This is a genomic window from Oceanobacillus alkalisoli, assembly GCF_022213125.1.
GTDB classification, from domain to species: domain Bacteria; phylum Bacillota; class Bacilli; order Bacillales; family Amphibacillaceae; genus Oceanobacillus; species Oceanobacillus alkalisoli.
In genome coordinates, this window is record NZ_JAKNRA010000002.1 from 51,175 (window position 1) to 71,246 (window position 20,072).

At 40.0% G+C, this 20,072-nt stretch carries 22 protein-coding genes; all 22 read right to left on the minus strand.

The genetic code is table 11. The features are described from left to right. Positions 1-3 precede the first annotated feature (3 nt). The 22 genes from aroH to ypeB all read right to left on the minus strand — a co-directional run bounded on the left by aroH (position 4) and on the right by ypeB (position 20,064). Positions 4-381 carry a chorismate mutase gene (gene aroH / locus L3V42_RS04835; protein WP_235760782.1) on the minus strand — a complete coding sequence of 126 codons (378 nt, stop codon included), beginning with the start codon at positions 379-381 and terminating at the stop codon, positions 4-6. A 2-nt stretch (positions 382-383) separates the two neighbouring features. Then, positions 384-1,451, minus strand: coding sequence for a 3-dehydroquinate synthase (gene aroB, locus L3V42_RS04840; RefSeq protein ID WP_238471472.1), 1,068 nt, complete (start codon positions 1,449-1,451; stop codon positions 384-386). Continuing rightward, the gene (gene aroC / locus L3V42_RS04845; RefSeq protein WP_238471473.1) at positions 1,451-2,620 is read right to left on the minus strand and encodes a chorismate synthase; all 1,170 of its coding nucleotides are present in this window, start codon (positions 2,618-2,620) and stop codon (positions 1,451-1,453) included. The genes aroB and aroC overlap by 1 nt, the downstream gene beginning before the upstream one ends. A gap of 119 nt (positions 2,621-2,739) precedes the next feature. Beyond that, a complete protein-coding gene (locus L3V42_RS04850; RefSeq protein WP_235760785.1) occupies positions 2,740-3,519 on the minus strand; it encodes a CheR family methyltransferase in 780 nt (259 codons plus the stop codon). A 696-nt stretch (positions 3,520-4,215) separates the two neighbouring features. Beyond that, positions 4,216-4,662, minus strand: a complete 447-nt coding sequence (gene ndk, locus L3V42_RS04855) for a nucleoside-diphosphate kinase (protein ID WP_238471474.1) — start codon at positions 4,660-4,662, stop codon at positions 4,216-4,218. Positions 4,663-4,739: 77 nt separating this feature from the next. Continuing rightward, the gene (gene hepT / locus L3V42_RS04860; protein WP_235760787.1) at positions 4,740-5,711 is read right to left on the minus strand and encodes a heptaprenyl diphosphate synthase component II; all 972 of its coding nucleotides are present in this window, start codon (positions 5,709-5,711) and stop codon (positions 4,740-4,742) included. Positions 5,712-5,753: 42 nt separating this feature from the next. Continuing rightward, the gene (locus tag L3V42_RS04865; protein ID WP_238471475.1) at positions 5,754-6,467 is read right to left on the minus strand and encodes a demethylmenaquinone methyltransferase; all 714 of its coding nucleotides are present in this window, start codon (positions 6,465-6,467) and stop codon (positions 5,754-5,756) included. A 2-nt stretch (positions 6,468-6,469) separates the two neighbouring features. Next, a complete protein-coding gene (locus tag L3V42_RS04870) occupies positions 6,470-7,261 on the minus strand; it encodes a heptaprenyl diphosphate synthase component 1 (RefSeq protein ID WP_235760789.1) in 792 nt (263 codons plus the stop codon). 115 nt (positions 7,262-7,376) lie between these two features. Continuing rightward, positions 7,377-7,604, minus strand: a complete 228-nt coding sequence (gene mtrB / locus L3V42_RS04875) for a trp RNA-binding attenuation protein MtrB (protein ID WP_238471476.1) — start codon at positions 7,602-7,604, stop codon at positions 7,377-7,379. A gap of 152 nt (positions 7,605-7,756) precedes the next feature. Continuing rightward, a complete protein-coding gene (gene hbs, locus L3V42_RS04880; protein WP_235760791.1) occupies positions 7,757-8,029 on the minus strand; it encodes a non-specific DNA-binding protein Hbs in 273 nt (90 codons plus the stop codon). Positions 8,030-8,355: 326 nt separating this feature from the next. Next, positions 8,356-9,834 (minus strand): stage IV sporulation protein A, encoded by a 1,479-nt coding sequence (gene spoIVA / locus L3V42_RS04885; protein WP_235760792.1) that lies wholly within the window; start codon positions 9,832-9,834, stop codon positions 8,356-8,358. Positions 9,835-10,288: 454 nt separating this feature from the next. Continuing rightward, positions 10,289-11,014, minus strand: a complete 726-nt coding sequence (locus L3V42_RS04890) for a YphF family lipoprotein (protein ID WP_238471477.1) — start codon at positions 11,012-11,014, stop codon at positions 10,289-10,291. A gap of 19 nt (positions 11,015-11,033) precedes the next feature. After that, positions 11,034-11,231: a DUF2768 domain-containing protein gene (locus L3V42_RS04895; protein WP_235760794.1), complete on the minus strand. Its 198-nt coding sequence runs from the start codon at positions 11,229-11,231 to the stop codon at positions 11,034-11,036. 231 nt (positions 11,232-11,462) lie between these two features. Then, on the minus strand, positions 11,463-11,723 hold the full coding sequence (locus tag L3V42_RS04900) for a stage VI sporulation protein F (protein WP_235760795.1): 261 nt from the start codon (positions 11,721-11,723) through the stop codon (positions 11,463-11,465). Positions 11,724-11,872: 149 nt separating this feature from the next. Continuing rightward, positions 11,873-12,907 (minus strand): NAD(P)H-dependent glycerol-3-phosphate dehydrogenase, encoded by a 1,035-nt coding sequence (locus L3V42_RS04905; RefSeq protein ID WP_238471478.1) that lies wholly within the window; start codon positions 12,905-12,907, stop codon positions 11,873-11,875. 17 nt (positions 12,908-12,924) lie between these two features. Next, positions 12,925-14,235, minus strand: coding sequence for a ribosome biogenesis GTPase Der (gene der, locus L3V42_RS04910; protein WP_238471479.1), 1,311 nt, complete (start codon positions 14,233-14,235; stop codon positions 12,925-12,927). An 84-nt stretch (positions 14,236-14,319) separates the two neighbouring features. After that, positions 14,320-14,505: a capping complex subunit for YIEGIA gene (locus L3V42_RS04915; protein ID WP_235760798.1), complete on the minus strand. Its 186-nt coding sequence runs from the start codon at positions 14,503-14,505 to the stop codon at positions 14,320-14,322. Further along, complete coding sequence (locus L3V42_RS04920) at positions 14,505-15,398, minus strand: YIEGIA family protein (RefSeq protein WP_235760799.1); 894 nt, start codon at positions 15,396-15,398, stop codon at positions 14,505-14,507. Before L3V42_RS04920 ends, L3V42_RS04915 begins: the two co-directional genes overlap by 1 nt. Before the next feature lie 96 nt (positions 15,399-15,494). Further along, positions 15,495-16,625: a 30S ribosomal protein S1 gene (gene rpsA, locus L3V42_RS04925; RefSeq protein WP_235760800.1), complete on the minus strand. Its 1,131-nt coding sequence runs from the start codon at positions 16,623-16,625 to the stop codon at positions 15,495-15,497. A 90-nt stretch (positions 16,626-16,715) separates the two neighbouring features. Continuing rightward, complete coding sequence (gene cmk, locus L3V42_RS04930; protein ID WP_235760801.1) at positions 16,716-17,402, minus strand: (d)CMP kinase; 687 nt, start codon at positions 17,400-17,402, stop codon at positions 16,716-16,718. 123 nt (positions 17,403-17,525) lie between these two features. Then, entirely contained in the window at positions 17,526-18,194 is a 669-nt protein-coding gene (locus tag L3V42_RS04935; RefSeq protein WP_235760802.1) for a flagellar brake protein, read from the minus strand. 535 nt (positions 18,195-18,729) lie between these two features. Beyond that, complete coding sequence (gene ypeB, locus L3V42_RS04940; RefSeq protein ID WP_235760804.1) at positions 18,730-20,064, minus strand: germination protein YpeB; 1,335 nt, start codon at positions 20,062-20,064, stop codon at positions 18,730-18,732. Positions 20,065-20,072 lie beyond the last annotated feature (8 nt).

Here is a 20,072-nt window from a genome sequence, read left to right on the forward strand (position 1 = left end):
TTTCTATTGTCCTCTCTTCTCAACTAATTCTGGCCTGAGCGTAATAGCTTCATTATGGAATATATGTTTAACCTCTGCTTGATTTTGATTTGTATTCACGACCATCATAATACGAATACAATTTTTCAAACTGTTCTCTACTTCGATCTCAGCCATACACATAACCGGTACATACGTCCATCCAGAGAACTCTCGAAGTGCCCGGGCTGGAAATACAGCATCAATATCTTTTGTCGCGGAAATAAAGACATGTGAGACATTTTCCGGAGTGACATCATTTGCTTCAATCATTTCCTGCAAAACGAGTTTCGTATGATAAATAATTTCGTCAGCTGTATTCTCTGTTACTGTAGTTGCACCTCGTATTCCTCTTGATACCATATTTACACCAGCCTTTTTCTAAATGTATCTAGATGATTCTGTAATGTCTCATCAGTCAGTTCTTCCTTGTTTAATTTACCAGGCTCTTTTAAAAGCACCATATTAATGCGTTGTTTCGTCGCTTTCTTGTCCGTTTTCATATGGTTGATAATTTTTTCCGTGTCAACAGTGAATGCAGCGAGGGGATAGTTGTTATCCGTTAACCATTTCTTTAATTTATCAAACGGCAAATTGCAGTCATATTCCCTTTCACTGACATGGATTGCAAATAATAATCCAATGGCAACTGCCTCTCCGTGCGTAATATTTCCATAGCCTAATTCTGCCTCAAGCGCGTGGGCGAGCGTATGTCCGAGGTTAAGATAGCTGCGGACACCATGTTCGCGCTCATCCGCTTCCACGATTTCCTGCTTTACTTTGATACCTGCCATTAAATATGTCTGTAACTTCTCTTGTTCAAGGGAAGCAAGCTTTGTTGCAAGCATATCTTGAAATAATTCATCACTGGATATTAAAGCTTCTTTTATAAGTTCCGCGTAACCGGAACGCTTCTCTCGTTCTGATAAACTAGTTAATGTTTCCATATCGTAATAAACACCGACTGGGGGATAAAATGCTCCAATGAGATTTTTCCCAAGGGGGTGGTTGATTGCAACCTTCCCTCCAATACTACTATCATGGGCTAGGATTGTTGTCGGGATTTGAATATAATCAATTCCGCGCATAAATGTCGCTGCAACAAACCCGGCTAAATCTCCAACAACACCGCCACCTAACGCAATGATTAATGCGTTGCGATCCAAGCCAATTTCAATCGCCTTTGTCTGAACTTCATAATAAACATCGATATGCTTAGATTCCTCACCAGCTGGAATGATAAAATGAGAAAAATCATAGTCTGATAATCCTTTTCTTACATCGTCCAAGTATAACTTTTCAACCGTATCATCTGTAATGATGAAGATTTTAGAATAGGATTTATTAAAATATTTATGTAACTCAAAACGTATTCCATTGCCTACAAAAATAGAATACGAGCCATTGCTATGCTGAACGGAAAGTTCTTGCATTAAAACCACCTGATTTCTTCACGGTACTTATCCAGCGCTTCTTTCAGTTGCGGGAATTGATCATGCGGGAATTGCTCTGTTATTGCCTTTGCAACTTCAAATGCGACTACATGCTCCATTACAACGGAAGCAGCTGGGACAGCACATGGGTCCGACCGTTCAATCGTTGCTGTAATCTCTTCTTTTGTATCGATATCAACACTTTGTAAAGGCTTCTTCATTAAAGTAGGGATTGGTTTCATTACTCCTCTTACGACGAGAGGCATTCCAGTGGACATTCCACCTTCAAATCCACCTAACCGGTTGGATGTACGATGGTAGCCAAGCTCTTCATTCCAGGCGATTTCATCATGGTTCTCACTTCCATAAATTTTAGCTGCATCAAAACCAATACCAAATTCTACTCCTTTAAAGGCATTAATACCAACTACACTTCCGGCAATCCGTGAATCAAGCTTACGGTCGTAATGCACATATGAGCCGACACCTGCTGGGACTCCTTCGACATATACTTCACAAACTCCACCTAAGGTGTCTCCCTCACTTTTAGCATGGTCAATTTTTTCCATCATTTCTTTTTCTGCAGAAGGATCAAGCACCATGACAGGAGATTTTCGCGAGATTTCCTGCCTTTCTTTCATTGACATTCCTTCTTGATCTTCGGCAACAATTCCGCCTATTTCTTTTACATACCCGGCAACTTCTATCCCAAGCTCTTTAAGCAGCTTCTTTGCTACAGCTCCTGCAGCTACACGGGCTGCCGTTTCCCTAGCGGAAGAACGTTCAAGGATGTTGCGAATATCACGGTGACCATATTTTAATGCACCGTTTAAATCAGCATGTCCTGGTCTAGGGCGTGTGACTACACGGCGAAGTTTCGTATCTTCTGGAATTGGATCTTCCCCCATAATATCTGTCCAATGCTTGAAATCATCATTACGGATAACGAGTGAAATAGGAGAACCTAATGTATAACCGTGTCTGATTCCACCCATAATTTCAACGAGGTCCGTTTCTATTTGCATCCGCTTGCCACGACCATAACCTTGCTGTCTGCGCAATAAGGATTCGTTGATATCATCTTTCGTTATCGGAAGCTTTGAAGGGATGCCTTCAAGAATTGTAGTTAGTTGTTTACCATGTGATTCTCCTGCAGTTAAATATCTCAATGTAGCATTCTCCTTTTTTCCCATTCAATTTAGTTTTCTAAGGTCACTGATTAGATTTCTAATTACTATAACATATTCAGACATCTTTTTGGTCATAAATTATGTAAATATGAATAAATTTAAGATTTTGTCTTTTGGTAGAAGAAAGTGTCTAATAATTGCAAACTATATTTTTCAGGTGTAAAAATCTGTTCCGTACTGCCGACAAATAGTACACCATTCTCACGCAGTGTATTACTGAATCCGTTATAAATTTTATCCTTTGCTTCATCTGTGAAGTAAATGAGCACATTCCGGCAGACGATTAGATCATAATTCGAAGGATAACGGTCGGCAAGTAAGTTATGCTTCTTGAAAGTAATGTTTTGCTCTAAAGCAGAATCTAATCGATACATCCCTTTTTCATATGTAAAATACTTTTGCTTTAAAATTGTAGGGACTTCTTTTAAAGCTTGTTCCGTGTATACTGCTTCCTTCGCTTTCTTCAAGGCTTCCTCGTCGATGTCGGTTGCTAATATATCTACTTTAACAGTAGGGAAATATTCTTTGAATAGAATTGCTAAGCTATATGGCTCCTCACCTGTTGAGCATGCTGCACTCCAAATGGTAATGCGTGATTTATTATGGATTAATTCTGGAACAACCCGGTCTTTTAAAACGTCCCAACGTTTTTTGTTCCGAAAAAATTCCGACACATTAATTGTTAAGCGATCAATGAATTCTTTCATCAGTTCATTGTCTTTGTTCATCGCTTCGAAGTAATGGATATAGCTGGTAAACCCGCGTTTGTTTCTTAAAGTTGTAATTCTGCGTTTCATTTGTGTTTCTTTATATAAACTGAGGTCGATGTCATGTCTTCTATTCACACGCTCAATGAACTCTGTGTAATCATCAATCATCATACCCCTCCTTTAAAAATTAATATTTCTCTTGTCAGTTCCATAACCCCTTATTACTTTCATACAGCGCAAGTGATTTGCAGGCTCTCTAGAGTGGTTCTCTAATCGCCGTTCAGTTGCCCGGTGGACGGATGCGCATCCTCGGGCACGGCCTCAGCCTCGACGCAAAGGACGTGCTAATGCAGACGTTGCCATAGGACGTGGCGTTCTTAGTCTGCCTCGGAAGAAGGGCACTTCCTGCTCAGGTCTTCGGACACGTGCTATTCCCGCAGGAGTCACCGTCCACCGGGCAACTGAACTGGTTAGATAATTCTCTGAATAGAAATTGTTCCGTCACGATAGGAATTATATCTCTGGAACATTAAACAGTGATCCATATTTGGCCTTTCCTGGGAGCAGTCCAGACGCCTCGAGACTCCTGCGGGAGGATAGGCCTGGCGAGACCCCTTAGTGCTCAGCGCGAGGAGGCTTGCCGGCCGCTCAGCAGGTGCGAGAGGTGTCTGGACTGCGGACCTCCAGTAGAAAGTTTCGGGGTTAGGCACACTCACGCTGTATGTAGGCGATTCAGCGGGTTTTCTTGTTAGGATTTTAGTAGGTTCCCAGTTGTTTTAGGCTTGGATAGTTGTGTCAGTAATAGAGTTGTCTTCAAATTGTTCTTAAAAACCTCCGTTTGGTAACGGAGGTTGATTGGTTGGATTAGTAAATCCAGGTTGTATCTGCTTTATCGTACGTAATTAATTCGCTTTCATCAAAGAATAGTTTGACTTCACGCTCTCCGCTTTCTGGAGAATCTGAACCGTGGATGATGTTTTTCCCGACTGTGATTCCGTAATCGCCGCGAATTGTGCTTGGCGCTGCTTCACTTGGGTTTGTTTTACCCATCATATTACGCGCTGTCGCAATTACATTCTCACCTTCCCACACCATTGCAAAAACAGGTCCAGAGGTAATGAATTCAACTAATTCACCAAAGAAAGGCTTCTCCTTATGTTCCCAGTAGTGTTGCTCTGCTAATTCGTTTGAGACTTGCATTAACTTTGCCCCTGCAAGTTTGAATCCTTTTTTCTCAAAACGCTGGACAATCTCCCCAATTAAATTGCGTTGTACTCCATCTGGCTTCACCATTAAAAATGTCTTTTCCATACAAGCACCCCTTTAGTATATGATTATGTAACCGCTAAAATTATACATAATTATAAGGAAAATAACAATTATTTTCCTTATGTCCTACGTTTTCCAATATATTTTGCAATAGATTGCAAGGTTTGTTTTGATTTGCTGGCAGGTAAACCTTCTAAGGTTCCTAAAGCTTTCCGTAAATATAAATCACTTAATTGGTAAGATTTCTTTATTGCATCCGTTTGTTTCAATTGCTCAATGACAGCTTTCATATCTTCAGAATGAACATTTTCCGGTTCCCTAAATACTTCCCTCGTATAGGAGTAGAATTTTTCATTATTCATTCCGTATAATACAGGAAGCGTAATATTTCCCTGCAGAAGATCATTTCCGGCAGGTTTACCAAGCTGCTTGGATGTTTCCGTGAAGTCCAATATGTCATCGATAATTTGATAGGACATTCCAATATAGTAACCATAGCGATACATCCGCTTAATATCTTTATCTGGCAGACCAGAGAGGATAGCACCAAGTTCACAACTTGTTGCTATTAACAATGCGGTTTTTCTTTTGATTCGCCGTAAATAATCCCGGAGTGTCTGATCCCAATTAAATTTATCTTTAATCTGCTCCATTTCACCGATTGCAACCTCGACAAGAGATTTAGAAAGGGCTTTATGGACTTTTGGATTATTAATCGTCGTTACTTCTTCTAAAGCTCTTGCAAGAATATAATCCCCTGTGTACATCGCTACCCGGTTAGAGTAAGTATGTTTAATTGTAGGCTTTCCCCTTCTTAGGGTAGCTTCATCAATCACATCATCATGCACGAGTGTTGCCATATGTATTAATTCAAGCGCAATTGCTGCCTTGCTGATACTCTCGGCGTCATAATGACCGAGTTGTCCCGCAAGAAGAACAAATACAGGACGAATTCTTTTTCCTCCCGCATTCAATAAATCTGTCGAGGCTTGACGTAACACTGGGTGATCCGCTTGAATCGATTGATTTAAAGATGCCTCGATTAATTCGAGTTCTTTTTTTAAGTATCCGTATGTTTTAGGAAGTTTCATATGTGTCACCTATACTTTTAAATTGCAACTTAGCTGGTATATTTAGCGAATCTGCTTCGTTCCCATATGCATTGCCGCTACGCCGAGTGTATAACTCCTTACTTCGACAAAAGAAAAACCTGCTTCCTGAAAGAGTTCTTTTAGCTTATTTTTATCAGGGAAATGTTTTGTTGATTCGTTCAGCCAGGAATATTCATCATAACTTTCCGCAAGAAGTTTACCGAAAAGCGGCATGATGAAACGGAAGTAAAAGAAATATAATTGCCTGAAGCCAATAATCTCCGGCTGAGACGTTTCTAAACAAACTACTTTACCATTCGGTTTAACGACCCGATACATTTCTTTTAATGCGGTCAAATAATCAGGGACATTACGTAAACCAAATCCGATTGTAACATAATCAAATGTATTATCTGGAAAAGGTAGATCCATTGCATTCCCATGAACAAGACTAAGCTGTGATAAATTTAATGCATCACGTTTTTCTTCGGCAATAGAGAGCATGTTTTTGCTGAAATCTAAACCGACGACCTCTCCTTCGTCACCGACCGCATTAGCAAGGGATATAGCCCAGTCTCCTGTGCCAGAGCAGACATCTAATGCTTTTGCACCATTTTCTACGTGCATTCGTTCCATGACATCTTTCCGCCATAATTTATGTTGTTGAAAAGAAATTACAGAGTTCATGGAATCATAATTTTGGTATATTTTTTCGAATACGTGATGAACACGTTCTTCTTTCGATTGTTTTTGCATCTTTACCCTTCTTCCACATTCGAAGTATTCATAACAACATCATCATCTCTTCTGCTATCAAAGTAGGCATAGATTTCTCCAGATGAATGTGGCAGTTGATTTATTCCATGTTGAAGAACTAACCATTCTTTATGGAGTATATATCTAAATCTATCTTCATTGTTCATATACACATTTGAGCGTTTAACATCTAACATACTGTTAAGCACAATTTCATCCGTCAACATACGTTCTTTTTCCTCTTGGAGTGTTGAAATATAGAACCATTGTGTGAAGTTATCTACAAACTCATTGTGATTAAAGTATGCTGCGACTGTTTTTAATAATGTTGTGTGGATCCGAACTTTCAAGTCGATATATTCGTTAAAACTTGTGAATTCCTCGTAGTAAAGTTTCATTTTCAACTCATTGATCGCTTTAATCGCCGACGCCAACTTATGTATAAATTCAAATTCATCTATTTGTGAGAGCAAATAATAGTATAAGCCACTATAATAATCACCGGCCAGTACGTGAAGCTGCCTAGCTAAGTTTTCTTCCGTACTTTCATCTGCTTTATTTTCATTAACAAGTTCATGGGTATCCAATGCTATTTGAACAAGCATGGTCGTAATAATATATGCATCACGCTTTACATGGGGAAGCGCAAGATTTACCGGAATGAGCTTCGATAGAATAAATAACTTATCTTCATCGATTACGGGCTTTTGAATATTTTTCCATAGAAAATCATATTCTATTTTTTCCTCTATTGTTTTTTTAAAACGTAATATTTCATTTACCGAGTTACTCAAAGAAATCACCTAAGCCCTTTCGTCTATAGAAGTGCCTTAGTTATTATAGCATATTTATTTTCAATCTACATCTTCCCATAGATGTAAAAGTAAAATTTGTAAAATGACGAATCTGCTAATTTTCATTGCTCATTTCGCCATTACTCGTTTGAATAACAGCTTTTCCACGAATTTTTACGGCAGACGTATGCTCCGTGAATTGAGCGATCATGATTTCATCTTTATCGAGTTTTTCTGTATGATGAAATTTCGTATCCGTTCCTCGGGTGAGCCCAATGACATTTACACCGTCTTCCAGTGCTTTAATAACAATAAAATCTGTTTTGAAATTTGCCTCTTTCATGCTTTCATCCCCTTAAACACCCTGTATTTTAAATCTATCATCCTCTATTATACGCATATATCCACACGGTCTGCATGCTTTTTGCAATAATAATAAATGCATTAAAAAAGGGTACGTATGAAACGTACCCTTTATAAGCCCTATGTAGCAAGTTATTTAACAGCATCTTTAAGAGCTTTACCTGGTTTGAACGCAGGCACTTTGCTTGCAGGGATTTCGATTTCTTCTCCAGTTTGTGGATTACGGCCTTTACGTGCTGCACGGTCGCGCACCTCAAAGTTACCGAAACCAATCAATTGTACTTTTTCACCTTGTTTAAGTGAATCCATGACAGTATCAAATACAGCTTCAACTGCTTTTGTTGCGTCTTTCTTTGAAAGCTCAGTTTGTTCAGCTACTGCATTGATTAAATCAGTTTTGTTCATGACATTCACCTCCTCCCGAAATGTTAAGCTTGACAGTGTAACAAACAAAAAACTACTTAATTCATTTGTTCACATCTTTGTCTCTTTTTATACCCGGTTACTAAAATCAATTAGTAACAAGGCTAATATTAAACGAATTCGCTTATAAATTCAACAATATATGCGCTTTTTCCTCATATTTTTTGTAAAAACAGCTACTTCGTTTCCTTTGTCAGATATTTCAGATGTGAAAGTAGTTTTTTATTCGATTACCCTATACTATAGCTATTCGACGAGGGTTTCAATTTTCCTGCCGTCCAAAAATAAAAAGCAGCATTTTTCAGCTGCTATAATATGATTGCCAGTAATCCGCCAGAGCCTTCATTGATGATTCGCTCTAATGTATCCTTTAGTTTGTATCTGGCATTTTCAGGCATTAATGAAATTTTTCCTTGAATTCCTTCACGCACAATGGAGTTGAGCGACCTTCCAAATATATCTGATTCCCAGATGGATAGTGGGTCGTCTTCAAAATCCTGCATTAAATATCTTACAAGCTCTTCACTCTGTTTCTCCGTTCCGATAATTGGCGCGAATTCTGATTCCACTTCCACTTTGATCATATGAATGGACGGGGCAACTGCTTTCAGTCTTACACCAAACCTTGTTCCTTGCCGGATGATTTCTGGTTCATCGAGAATCATATCCTGTACACTTGGAGCAGCAATCCCGTAACCTGTCTGTTTTACCATTTGAAGAGCACTTGCAACCTGATCATACTCTCGTTTGGCATGGGTGAATTCCTGCATGAGTTCTAGGAGGTGATCTTTCCCGCGAATTTCTTCCCCAACGATTTCTTTTAATATTTCATCATACAATTCCGGTGGTGCATGAAGATCGATTTCAGCAATTCCTTCTCCCATTTCCATGCCAGCCAAGTTGGCTTGGTCAATATAATCGTATTCCGAAAAGGTTGCAACGATTTCATCAACATCTCTTAAGCGTTTAATGTTTTTCACAGTTGTTTGGATAGCGCTTTGATAATTTTCCCTTAGCCAATGTTCATCTTTAAGCACCATCACCCAGCTCGGAAGGTTGACATTCACTTCAAGTACAGGGAATTCAAACAAGGCCTCCCGGAGCACTTTATAAACATCTTGCTCTGTCATATTCTCCACACTGACTGCAACCACCGGAATATCATATTTCTCAGCTAATTCCTGTCTTAAAAATTCTGTTTCCGGGCTAGTCGGACGAACGGAGTTTACTACCATAATGAATGGTTTTCCAACATCCTTTAATTCCTCGATTACCTTTTCTTCAGCTTCTTCATAGTCTGAGCGAGCAATTTCTCCAATCGATCCATCGGTCGTTACGACAATTCCAATAGTAGAATGTTCTTGAATAACTTTCCGTGTTCCAATTTCTGCAGCATCGTGAAACGGAATTGGTTCTTCATACCAAGGAGTATGAATCATTCTTGGTCCATTTTCGTCCTCGAATCCTTTTGCCCCTTCCACCGCATAGCCGACACAATCGACAAGTCGGACGTTCACATCCAATCCTTGCTCTACATTGACCGTGACAGCCTGATTAGGAATGAACTTAGGTTCAGTTGTCATGATTGTTTTCCCAGCCGCACTTTGCGGCAGTTCATCCATTGCTCTTGATCTATCGCTTTCATCGGCAATATTTGGCAAGACGACGAGTTCCATAAACCTTTTAATAAATGTTGATTTTCCCGTACGGACAGCCCCGACTATTCCAAGATATATATCTCCGTTTGTCCGTTTAGAAATATCTTTAAAAATATCGATTTTCTCCAAAGAAATCCCTCCCGATCCTAAAAACTATTAGAAATACAGCGGAATATTACGTGACATTACAAGTCTATGATGTTGTCCTAATGAAATATGCATGATTAATCAATACTAGAATACATTTATATATTCTCCACGGCTCCTCCCCTCTGAGATATCAAACTATAGTTAAAATATACAGACGAACGCTTAACTTGATTTATATTCAGATATTTCTACTGGAGGTTGCAGTATCAACCTATTCTGCATGGATTGTATCCCACCCTCTAGAAACACACTACGCTTCCCAAAAGGGGGCTCACAGGCCGCCTGTGGAAAGGGAGAGGTATAAGGACTGCGGACCTCCAGTAGGATTCGCAGTATCCTTCTACAATAGAAAATATAATATAAATCAACAGTAAAAAACCCTCGGAACAGTATATGTTCCGAGGGTGTTGGTTTATGCATATTTTTAGAACTGCTATTCCTCTATCATTAAAACCGGTTCTCCGTCTGTCACCGTGTAAGGCAGCGAATATGCCGGTGCAAAGGGCGTATTGTCGGTTAAAAGGAAACGGATGTCATCTCCTTCTTCATAATCATGGTCAAATTCATTTAAAGCTTGCTGCAAGTCAATCCGGTAGTCCACATAAAGGTTTCCATCCACATCCATTATAATCGGCAAGTGCTCCTGACTATATGGGCTTACAACCGTGGGTGGACCATCGAGTTTTAATTTCTCATGGTCAACCAGATAAATACCATTTTCTATCTTTTCACCAAAAGCCGGGTATGTATGCTCCTGGCGGAAAGCATCCATTCGAATATTGACACTGCGAATAGCTTCTGTGATTCTTAAATCAATTACTTTAACAGTTGGCTCAACTTCCGGGTCGATTAAGATATATTGGTAATAGCCACCGTTTTCAAAAGCATTGCCCGGGATCTCCGCAATCGCACTATAATCCTTCAACAAATTAAAATCTATTAAATACTTTTCAAAAATTGGTGTATCGCTCGGTTTTGTACGGATTGGTACAAGACCGCCTGTCTCTTCTTGATAGGTATGCACCGCGGACTGAACGGTATCCAGCTGCGTGGCATGTGGTACTTGATTCTCCACTCGTTCACTGTCAGGGTACATGCAGCCTGCAAGCAGAATGAAGGAGAAGATAAGTAAACCTATTTTTATGTATGAAGCTTTCACTCTTTAACCTCCTGATCCATTATCTTGTAGGTCCTGTAAACACGACAAAAAGAATAATTAGCGCACCAGATACTAAGCTGAAATAAGCAAGCAGGGAAACGACTCCCGCTATCCAGCCCTTTAATTTTCTTCTGCTTAACCATATCAGACCCATTGCTAAAAATAATAAAATCATTCCAGCAAACGATACGTACATTTTAAACATGGATATATTCATTTCATTTCACCCCTGATTTATAGAATCTGCTTAAGACCACCGTATATTATACCATAAGCAATTCATATAATTATATCAAGATGTATTAGCTTACAAAAAAACCGGAACAGAGGGGGCCGCTCCGTTCCGGGTGACTAGATAATACCCTTGCAGGCTCTATCCATGAATGCTTGTGCGATTTATTGTATGCGAGAATGCAATGTTCTGTATCCTCATCTGCCTAATGTCCTTTTATTTATCGAATAAGTTATTCATGGTTTGTGAGTTCATTGGAACTTTATTTTTAACAATCGCTTCTACGATCTTATCCTCTTTCTCCTTCGAGACAGGTTTGTTCGCTAATCTTGATAAACGTTGGATAAGTTCGCGCACTGTTTTTTCGTCGGAAAAATCAGCATGTTTTACAGAATCTGCTACCTTATAAATCTCATCGGGGGATATGTTCGATTTTTGATTAATTTTATCGAACATGCCTTTCTGAAAATTATTCACTGCATTTCCTCCTTGATTCTTTATTTTTAGAAAACTTGGTCGTCACCAGGCTTTTCGGTGACGACCTTAGTTGTACTTATGCAGTAAGAAAGGATTTATACTTTCTTACTGCCAAAATAGTATATGCAAGGATGGAAAATGCGTGTGAATCAGGAATACAGTTCCTTAAGCAGCTGGTCAAGACCAGCCATTTCTTCGCGTTTATCCCGCGTCATCAATTGGGTGACGGCATCTTTAGGTTTTTTATTTTCAAAGAGGATGTGGTAAATTCCAGAAGTAATCGGCATTTCGACATCTTGCTCTTCAGCAATCTGGTGTGCTGCTTTCACCGTACGCACCCCTTCAACAACCATCCCCATTTCACTTAGGACATCATCCAGTTTATGCCCTTTCCCCAATAGGTTTCCCGCACGCCAGTTCCTGCTATGAACACTCGTACATGTCACAATCAAATCACCAACACCAGATAACCCTAAGAAACTAATAGGATTAGCGCCAAGCGACGTTCCTAAGCGTGTGATTTCAGCAAGTCCTCTTGTGATGAGGGCTGCCTTTGCATTATCACCATACCCTAATCCATCTGAAATGCCTGCTCCGAGTGCGATAATGTTTTTTAATGCCCCGCCTAGCTCAATCCCTAATACATCTTGACTTGTATACACTCTAAATGTATCGCTATTGAAAAGATTTTGAGCATGTTTGCTTTTCAGTGGGTTCTTCGCGGCAACTGTTACCGTGGTCGGATGTCGTAAAGCCACCTCTTCCGCATGACTTGGACCGGATAAAACGACAATATCATCAGAAGGATAGGCTGGAAATTCTTCCGCAATCATTTCTGACACTCGCTTTAACGTAACAGGTTCAATCCCCTTTGTTGCATGAATAATGGTTGCTTCTTCTGGTAAAATCCCTCGTAACGAACGGGTCACTTCACGGATTGCCTTTGCCGGTACAACAATTACGACAGCCTCAGTATCTTCTACTGCCTCACTTAAGTCAGAAAAGGCTTGTATCTTGTCCGGTAATTCGACATTTAAATACTTTTCATTTCGTTTCATTTGATTAATCGCCCGAGCTTGCTCCGCCCGGTGACTCCAAAGCCTTACAGCATGTCCATTATCAGCTAAAACAATACTTAAAGCCGTCCCCCAGCTTCCTGCGCCCAACACAGCAACTTTTTTCATATAACTACCTCCCCATACTACTGACGCCTTCTCACAAAGATGTTAATCGGGGTGCCAGTATAGTCAATCGCTTCTCTAATCTTATTCTCTAAAAATCGCTTATATGAAAAGTGCATTAACTCTGGATCATTAACAAAAACGACGAAAGAAGGAGGCTTCACAGAAACCTGTGTCGCATAGAGAACCTTCAAACGCTTCCCTTTAAATGTCGGGGTTGGATTCACTGCGATTGCATCCATAATCACATCGTTCAACAAATTGGTCGGAATCCGTTTTACATGATTCTCACTTACCATTTTCACAACTGGCAGTAAGGTGTGCAGGCGTTTTTTCGTTTCTGCAGATAAAAACACAATCGGTGCATAATCCAAAAATTGAAATTGCATTCGTATATCCTTTTCGAATTTCTGCATTGCCTTTTGGTCCGAATCGACTGTATCCCATTTATTAACTACGATTACAACTGCTCGCCCTTCTTCATGGGCATATCCAGCTACTCGCTTGTCTTGTTCCATGATGCCAGTTTCAGCATCAATCAAGACAAGGGCAACGTCAGCCCTTTCAATCGCCTTCAATGTCCGCAATACACTGTATTTCTCCGTCGTCTCATACACTTTTCCACGTTTTCGCATACCTGCCGTGTCGATGATCACATAGTCTTGTCCATCCCGAGTGAATGGAGTATCAACCGCATCCCGAGTCGTCCCTTCGATATTACTTACGATAACACGCTCTTCATTAAGGAGTGCATTTACTAAAGAAGACTTCCCGACATTCGGACGTCCGATTACACTGAAATAAATCGTTTCATCATCTTCTTCCTGCTCTTCTTCCTCAGGAAAGTGGTGAATGACTTCATCCAGTAAGTCACCAAGACCGAGACCATGTGCGCCTGAAATCGGAAACGGCTCTCCGAATCCAAGTGAATAGTATTCATAAATGGTTTCACGCATTTCCGGATTGTCTATTTTATTCACACCTAAAACAACCGGTTTATTTGATTTGAATAGAAGTTTCGCAACCTCTTCATCCGCTCCGGTAATTCCTTCTTTACCATTGATTAGAAAAATAATAACGTCAGCTTCATCGATTGCGATTTCGGCCTGTTGCCGCATTTGAACGAGCAATGGTTCATCACCCGCTTCAATTCCTCCAGTATCAATAAGGTTAAATTCTCTATTCAGCCATTCCGCTTTCGAATAGATCCTGTCTCTCGTAACTCCCGGAATATCTTCTACAATTGAAATTCTTTCACCGACTAAACGGTTAAATATCGTTGATTTGCCTACGTTAGGTCTTCCAACTATTGCAACAACTGATTTTCTCATGAAAGGAACTTCCCTTCTACACCATACTTTATTACTTCATTCATTCTAGCAAAATCAACCGATTTAAACAATTTTAAACCGAAATCAATGTTTTACAATGATGTACAATTCCTCGCTTAAGGAATGCGCAATTCCGTCTGTTATCGCTTCCAGATTTGCAGCAATCATTTCCAGTTCTTGCTTGGATTCACAAATAAAAATTGGTGCGCCTCCATCAATTTTTGATTGATCTGTTGTAATGACGGCAAGGATGGCTTTCTCGATATTCATCATTCATCCCTCGTTTCATGATAGGATTTTGATTCGGTAGGCATGCGGATTGCGCTTTCGAGCACTGGAACGGCACCGATAATTTTAATGGCAAGGTCAATATCACGGTTTTGCGGAAGAATAAACATACCGATTCTGCCGTCGTCCAAATCCCGTTTAATAAGCGGTGTTAAAGCTGGTGTTCCCGAGTCACGAAAAATCCCAAGTGAAACAGAAACGTCGTGAAGCATTGCCTGTCGTTGCCCTAAATTAGCTAAGGTCTGCACGACATTCCGGTTTTTCGGATGGATGATGAATCCAGCGCCATATTTTAATATTTCTTCTTGTCTTTCCTTAATTCCAATATTCATGATATAAATATTATCAACATATAAACCGGCACCATCAAACTTCAGAGGGGTATATTCGATATCAGCAATATCTTTGATTGTACTTCCGCTCATTAAGCGTAACGACAAAAGTATAGAGCCAATACCACCAGCAAGTGCAATCGAAAGATCAAAATATATAAAAAGAATCGTGGAAATGAAAGCGGAGAAAATACAAAGGTAATTTCTGCTTTCAAATGAAATTGCGATGCCCTCAATATACGCTCTCCCGCGAGGAACTAATTCCAATGGATCGATTTCAGCCAATGTATTTCGTTCCATATTACGTACATCCCTAAATTGGGTCGCGGCAACCGTTAATAACGTCACTGCCGTATATTCCTTTTCAATTAAAGCAGGTACTGCAATTGCCCCGAGAGAAGCCGCGATAAATCCGAGGGAAGCGTGAATGATTTTCCCATGAAGATAGGTTGGATACTGCCTATAATCAGTTTTCAACATTAAAATTCTTGCTAAAGTACCAACAATAACACCAAAAAGTATCGCATATGTATATTCGTTCATGTCCTCACTCCTTGGCTTCAGTTTGCCAAAAAAGCAAGCCCTGTATACACCAAGAAAAAAGGCCTTCCTTTTGTTAGGGAGGCCTTCAATAATCAATTACTTATATTTATCGAGCTGATCACCAATGACATCACCGAGTTGGAATCCGGAATGATCGTCATCCTTCTCATAATTTCTTACTTCTGCTTGCTCTTTTTCTTGTTCCAATTCTTTAATACTTAAAGAAATACGCTCATCTTCTTCATTCACATCAAGCACTTTGACATTTACTTGCTGATCTACTTCAAGTACTTCGTCTGGTGTGCCGATGTGACGGTTCGCGATCTGGGAAATGTGTACAAGACCTTCCACCCCAGGTAATAATTCAATGAAAGCACCAAAGCTGACTAAGCGTTTAACTGTTCCTTCTAAAACATCACCTTGGGAAACGCGCTCTCCGATATTCGTCCAAGGTCCTGGTAGAGTTGCTTTGTGCGATAGCGAGATTCTTTCGTTGTCTCTATCAACTGAAAGCACTTCCACTTCGATTTTGTCTCCTTCTGAAACGACATCAGAAGCTTTTTCTACATGGTAGTGGGCAAGTTGAGAGATATGCACGAGACCATCAATCCCGCCAAGGTCAACGAATGCACCAAAGCCTGTTAAGCGCTGTACAGTTCCTTCAATCACTTGGCCTTCTTCCAAGGAATCAAGGAGTTCTTTCTTTTTCTCTTCTTCTTCTTTTTCAACTACAGCACGGTGAGAGAGAATAACACGATTTTGGCTGCGGTCGAGTTCTTCCACAATAACTTCCAGCGTTTTTCCTTCGTAATCGCTGAAATCTTCCACATAATATGTTTCTACTAATGATGCAGGGATGAATCCGCGTACGCCTACGTCAACAACAAGTCCACCTTTAACAACTTCTTTTACAACGGTTTCAAAAACTTCCTTGTTGTCATGTTTTGCTTCAAGTTCCTCCCATGCTTTTTCAGCATCTACAGCCCGCTTGGACAAAACTACTTCTTCATCTGTCAATTTCTTTACCTGCAGGGTGACAGAATCCCCTTCACTCACAACATCGCTTGGAAGCTCGACATGTAAGCTGGAAAGTTCGCTAATCGGAACAATTCCCTCTGTTTTATAACCGATATCAACGAGAACTTGTTTTTCTTCTACTTTTACAACAGTTCCCGTTACCGTATCTCCTACTTTCAATTCTGGTAATTCATTAAATTCATTCGTCATAACCTTAGCCCTCCTATTAACATCATTGCGATATAAAATTATTCTTTCTATAACTTCTAATAATTACATTTTTTTGTCAAGTAAAGTATTCTAATTTTGTTTATCTTTATACTTTTCCACTTCTTGTAAAATAGAGCGGACGACCTCATCGATAGAAAGGGATGTTGTATCGACTTCAATCGCATCGTCCGCTCTAACTAGAGGTGCTGTTTCGCGATTAGAGTCTATTTCATCTCTTTTCTCAATTTCGGCCTTTAATTGTTCTAAATCGGATGGTATGCCTTTAGCGATATTTTCATCATGACGTCTTTTCGCTCTTTCATCAACAGATGCCACGAGAAAAATTTTCACTTGTGCATTCGGGAGGACGTGAGTACCGATATCCCGACCATCCATTACAACACCACGGTCCTTCGCTAACTCCCGCTGTCGCTCCAACATTTCTTGCCTAACAGTGGAAAGCTTGGCGACATAAGATACGTTTGCAGAGACAGGCTGGTAACGAATTTCCTCCGTTACATCTTTCCCATCCAAAATGACACGTTGCCCCGTTGAATCATTGGTAAGTTCGATATTGGTATTCATTAATAGGTCTAATACCGCGTCATCATCAGATGGATCAACCTTATCATTAAGTGCTTTTAAAGTAAGTGCACGATACATTGCTCCCGTATCTACATAAATATAATTTAATTTATCAGCTACAATTTTTGCGACCGTGCTCTTACCAGCAGCTGCCGGTCCATCAATTGCAATGGCTGTGTGTTGTTCTTGCATCTACAAACTTCCGTCCTCTCATAAACTTGTAAATGATTGCTTCACAAGTTCAGCAAGTGATTAATTATTTTTATCTACTGTTTATCATAGCATAATTCAAATTGGAAGGTCTACAATCTGTTCTCAAGATAATTCTTTTTTTCTCATTTCCCGTTGTTTTTCGAAACAATAGCTGATAATTAATTGTTGTTCTTTTGGTTTTAATGCAACAAATTTTAATGATGCTGTATGGATTCCATTTCTCATTTGCAAGAAAACTACTTGTGCTGCCGTCTCTATATAGTGAATTTTCCCTGAGCGGAAACCGAGCACAACCCATAGATTAATCATTTCATTCATTTTAAGCAAACCTTCTCTTGGTACAATTAAAGATAATCCCCCGCCGCTTACATCGGAAGTAACTGTTGTGAAAGCTTCTCCGTCTTCATTTTGGCGATGCACAGCTACATCAGCTGTTGCATCTACACGTACAAATTGTCTCCGTTGAATTCGCTCCATATCTTCCGGTTTTGGCTTTGAGAGAGCTAGAGCGGGAACAATAACCTTCACCCTTGCAGCAACGGTCGCCTGAAATTGATAAACCGCTTCGTCATCGCCTACAAAATCCGCTTTAAAAGAGGCGCCTATTTGGAAAAATTTCGTCTTTCCTGTTTGTTTATGTACGGGATAATCGATAATAAGATAATCTTCATTAATGTCAATGACTTTACAATAATATTCTTCCGGCTCCACTCCGGGTATTTTAAATAGTAATGTCAGCTTTGTTCCGATTTTTATTGTCGGTTCTTTCATATTTTCACCACGATTCTGAATACCTTTATTACGAAATGATTGAATATATATTTATTATTACAGATTTAAGTGAAAAGGGGAAGGCTTTTTGCCTATCCCCCTTTACGTGAGCTAAAAAATTATAAGATAAAGATGTATCGAACAACTACAGTTACCAGCACAAGCCACGTCCGCTCTGCGCCCAGCAACTAGCAGATCTTTTGGTGGGGCGAGCAGTGCGCAGTCCCAAACTCCACACTCCTCCAATTGATAAAGAAGACTTGCCGATTGGCTTCAGCCAGAGGCTTAGTCGCAGTTATATCCTTGTGGTGAAAGTCAACATCGGCTCTCTGCGTTCGCTTGAGTTTCCTTTATCTCAAAGAGAAGAATGGAAGTTCGATTAAGTTCACCCCGTTCTAGGGCCTAGGGCATCATCGAACTACCTCCCATCCTGGGAGGCACAGTTTGTACCTTGCTACGAAGCACAGGATATGCTAGTACAGGCGTTGCGACAGGACGTCACGCACTTAGCCTGTAAGGATGCTTTCGCCTTTGATCAGGAGTATTTCAATTCTTTTCCTCCAAGTTTTTCCACCATTTCTTCTCTGCCGTCCATTGCATTAATGAAAATGCGGTACGTATCATTGTTGAATGTGCCTAAGAATTCATAGGTAAGCACTTCTTCATCCACATCATTTGTAATAATCGATAGGCTGCTTTCTTCAATTTGCACATTGTCATTAACAAATTCAAGCGCCTCTTCTTCCGTGAGTTCCGGCTCGTCAATTTCCCGTTCATGGTGATTACTGTAATATTCGGTTGCTGTAACTCCTAAAACGTCACCATTGTCTAAAGCTACTTTTACCTCTACGGAATCAGAGTAAATGCGAATACCATCTTGGTTGTAATAAAACGAATACATTCCTACATTATTCAGTTCCATGCTTTGATAGAGGTTCATATCGTCAAAGTCAAATTGCTCCAAGTATTTTTCTGCGCGTTCCAGTCCTTCATGTAAACTAAGTTTCTTATCTTTTAAAGGACGTTCAATTAATAATGTTAGTGGATAACCGCCTTTTTGAGAGAGATCCATGTAAGCTCGTTTGTCATCATTTTGATACGAAACACTGTAAATTGGAATATCTGCGCCATCCCCTGAAGGAGTAATTTCAATATTTTCTTTCGAATTGATATCGAAAATCTTTCTACTCTTATCTAATGCTTCTTTTTCACTCAACGTTTCTCCGGGAAGATTTTCAAAATGATCTTCTGGCTTTGTACTGACTCCAATTAGACCGGATTGGCTGTTTGCCTCAGCAAATCCCTCCACTTGTTCTTCTACAGTTTTAAAGCCATCAATAATCGTATTATCAGTTTGGTCATTGTTAACTAATGCAAGCTGAACATCCATCCACCGTAAATTATTTTCAAGTGCTAGATGCTGTACATGCCGCAATTCATCTTTAATATCATTCGCTTGCACATAAAGCTCCTCCAGAACATTCGTTTCCTCATCCGTCAACGGGTCGTCATCCAAGTTCCTGATTGCTGTCCGGTACGTAAAATCACCGATGTTAGAGAGAAATTCCTCCGTTTTATTAAACGGTAAGAGTCCAAGCGGCAATTGGGATACATTGGAATGGGCCTCTGAAGTAATCCGCCAAATATCAACGAACTTAGGGGATAATCGTTCATGGGAATTCATCGCGAGCACTGTTCCAATCTCGTCATGCAATAAATCCATGTGATAACTAAGTTCGTGGAATGATTTTTGATAACCATTCTCCGCTTGTATTAAAATCGCATTTTTTTCTTGGTGCTCCTGGTAACCCCAAATGGCAGCACCAACTAAACCGAGTGACAGAACGCCAATGGTAATCCAACGAATCATATTATTCA

Excerpts from the sequence above, each read along its gene's own strand:
- L3V42_RS04920 (WP_235760799.1), bottom strand. The coding sequence starts at position 15,398 with ATGAACGAATATACATATGCGATACTTTTTGGTGTTATTGTTGGTACT.
- hbs (WP_235760791.1), bottom strand. The coding sequence starts at position 8,029 with ATGAACAAAACTGATTTAATCAATGCAGTAGCTGAACAAACTGAGCTT.
- aroB (WP_238471472.1), bottom strand. The coding sequence starts at position 1,451 with ATGCAAGAACTTTCCGTTCAGCATAGCAATGGCTCGTATTCTATTTTT.
- L3V42_RS04905 (WP_238471478.1), bottom strand. The coding sequence starts at position 12,907 with ATGAAAAAAGTTGCTGTGTTGGGCGCAGGAAGCTGGGGGACGGCTTTA.
- ndk (WP_238471474.1), bottom strand. The coding sequence starts at position 4,662 with ATGGAAAAGACATTTTTAATGGTGAAGCCAGATGGAGTACAACGCAAT.
- hepT (WP_235760787.1), bottom strand. The coding sequence starts at position 5,711 with ATGAAACTTCCTAAAACATACGGATACTTAAAAAAAGAACTCGAATTA.
- cmk (WP_235760801.1), bottom strand. The coding sequence starts at position 17,402 with ATGCAAGAACAACACACAGCCATTGCAATTGATGGACCGGCAGCTGCT.
- L3V42_RS04915 (WP_235760798.1), bottom strand. The coding sequence starts at position 14,505 with ATGAATATCGAGAAAGCCATCCTTGCCGTCATTACAACAGATCAATCA.
- L3V42_RS04935 (WP_235760802.1), bottom strand. The coding sequence starts at position 18,194 with ATGAAAGAACCGACAATAAAAATCGGAACAAAGCTGACATTACTATTT.
- L3V42_RS04865 (WP_238471475.1), bottom strand. The coding sequence starts at position 6,467 with ATGCAAAAACAATCGAAAGAAGAACGTGTTCATCACGTATTCGAAAAA.
- der (WP_238471479.1), bottom strand. The coding sequence starts at position 14,235 with ATGAGAAAATCAGTTGTTGCAATAGTTGGAAGACCTAACGTAGGCAAA.
- mtrB (WP_238471476.1), bottom strand. The coding sequence starts at position 7,604 with ATGAAAGAGGCAAATTTCAAAACAGATTTTATTGTTATTAAAGCACTG.
- rpsA (WP_235760800.1), bottom strand. The coding sequence starts at position 16,625 with ATGACGAATGAATTTAATGAATTACCAGAATTGAAAGTAGGAGATACG.
- ypeB (WP_235760804.1), bottom strand. The coding sequence starts at position 20,064 with ATGATTCGTTGGATTACCATTGGCGTTCTGTCACTCGGTTTAGTTGGT.
- L3V42_RS04850 (WP_235760785.1), bottom strand. The coding sequence starts at position 3,519 with ATGATTGATGATTACACAGAGTTCATTGAGCGTGTGAATAGAAGACAT.
- L3V42_RS04895 (WP_235760794.1), bottom strand. The coding sequence starts at position 11,231 with ATGAATATATCCATGTTTAAAATGTACGTATCGTTTGCTGGAATGATT.
- aroH (WP_235760782.1), bottom strand. The coding sequence starts at position 381 with ATGGTATCAAGAGGAATACGAGGTGCAACTACAGTAACAGAGAATACA.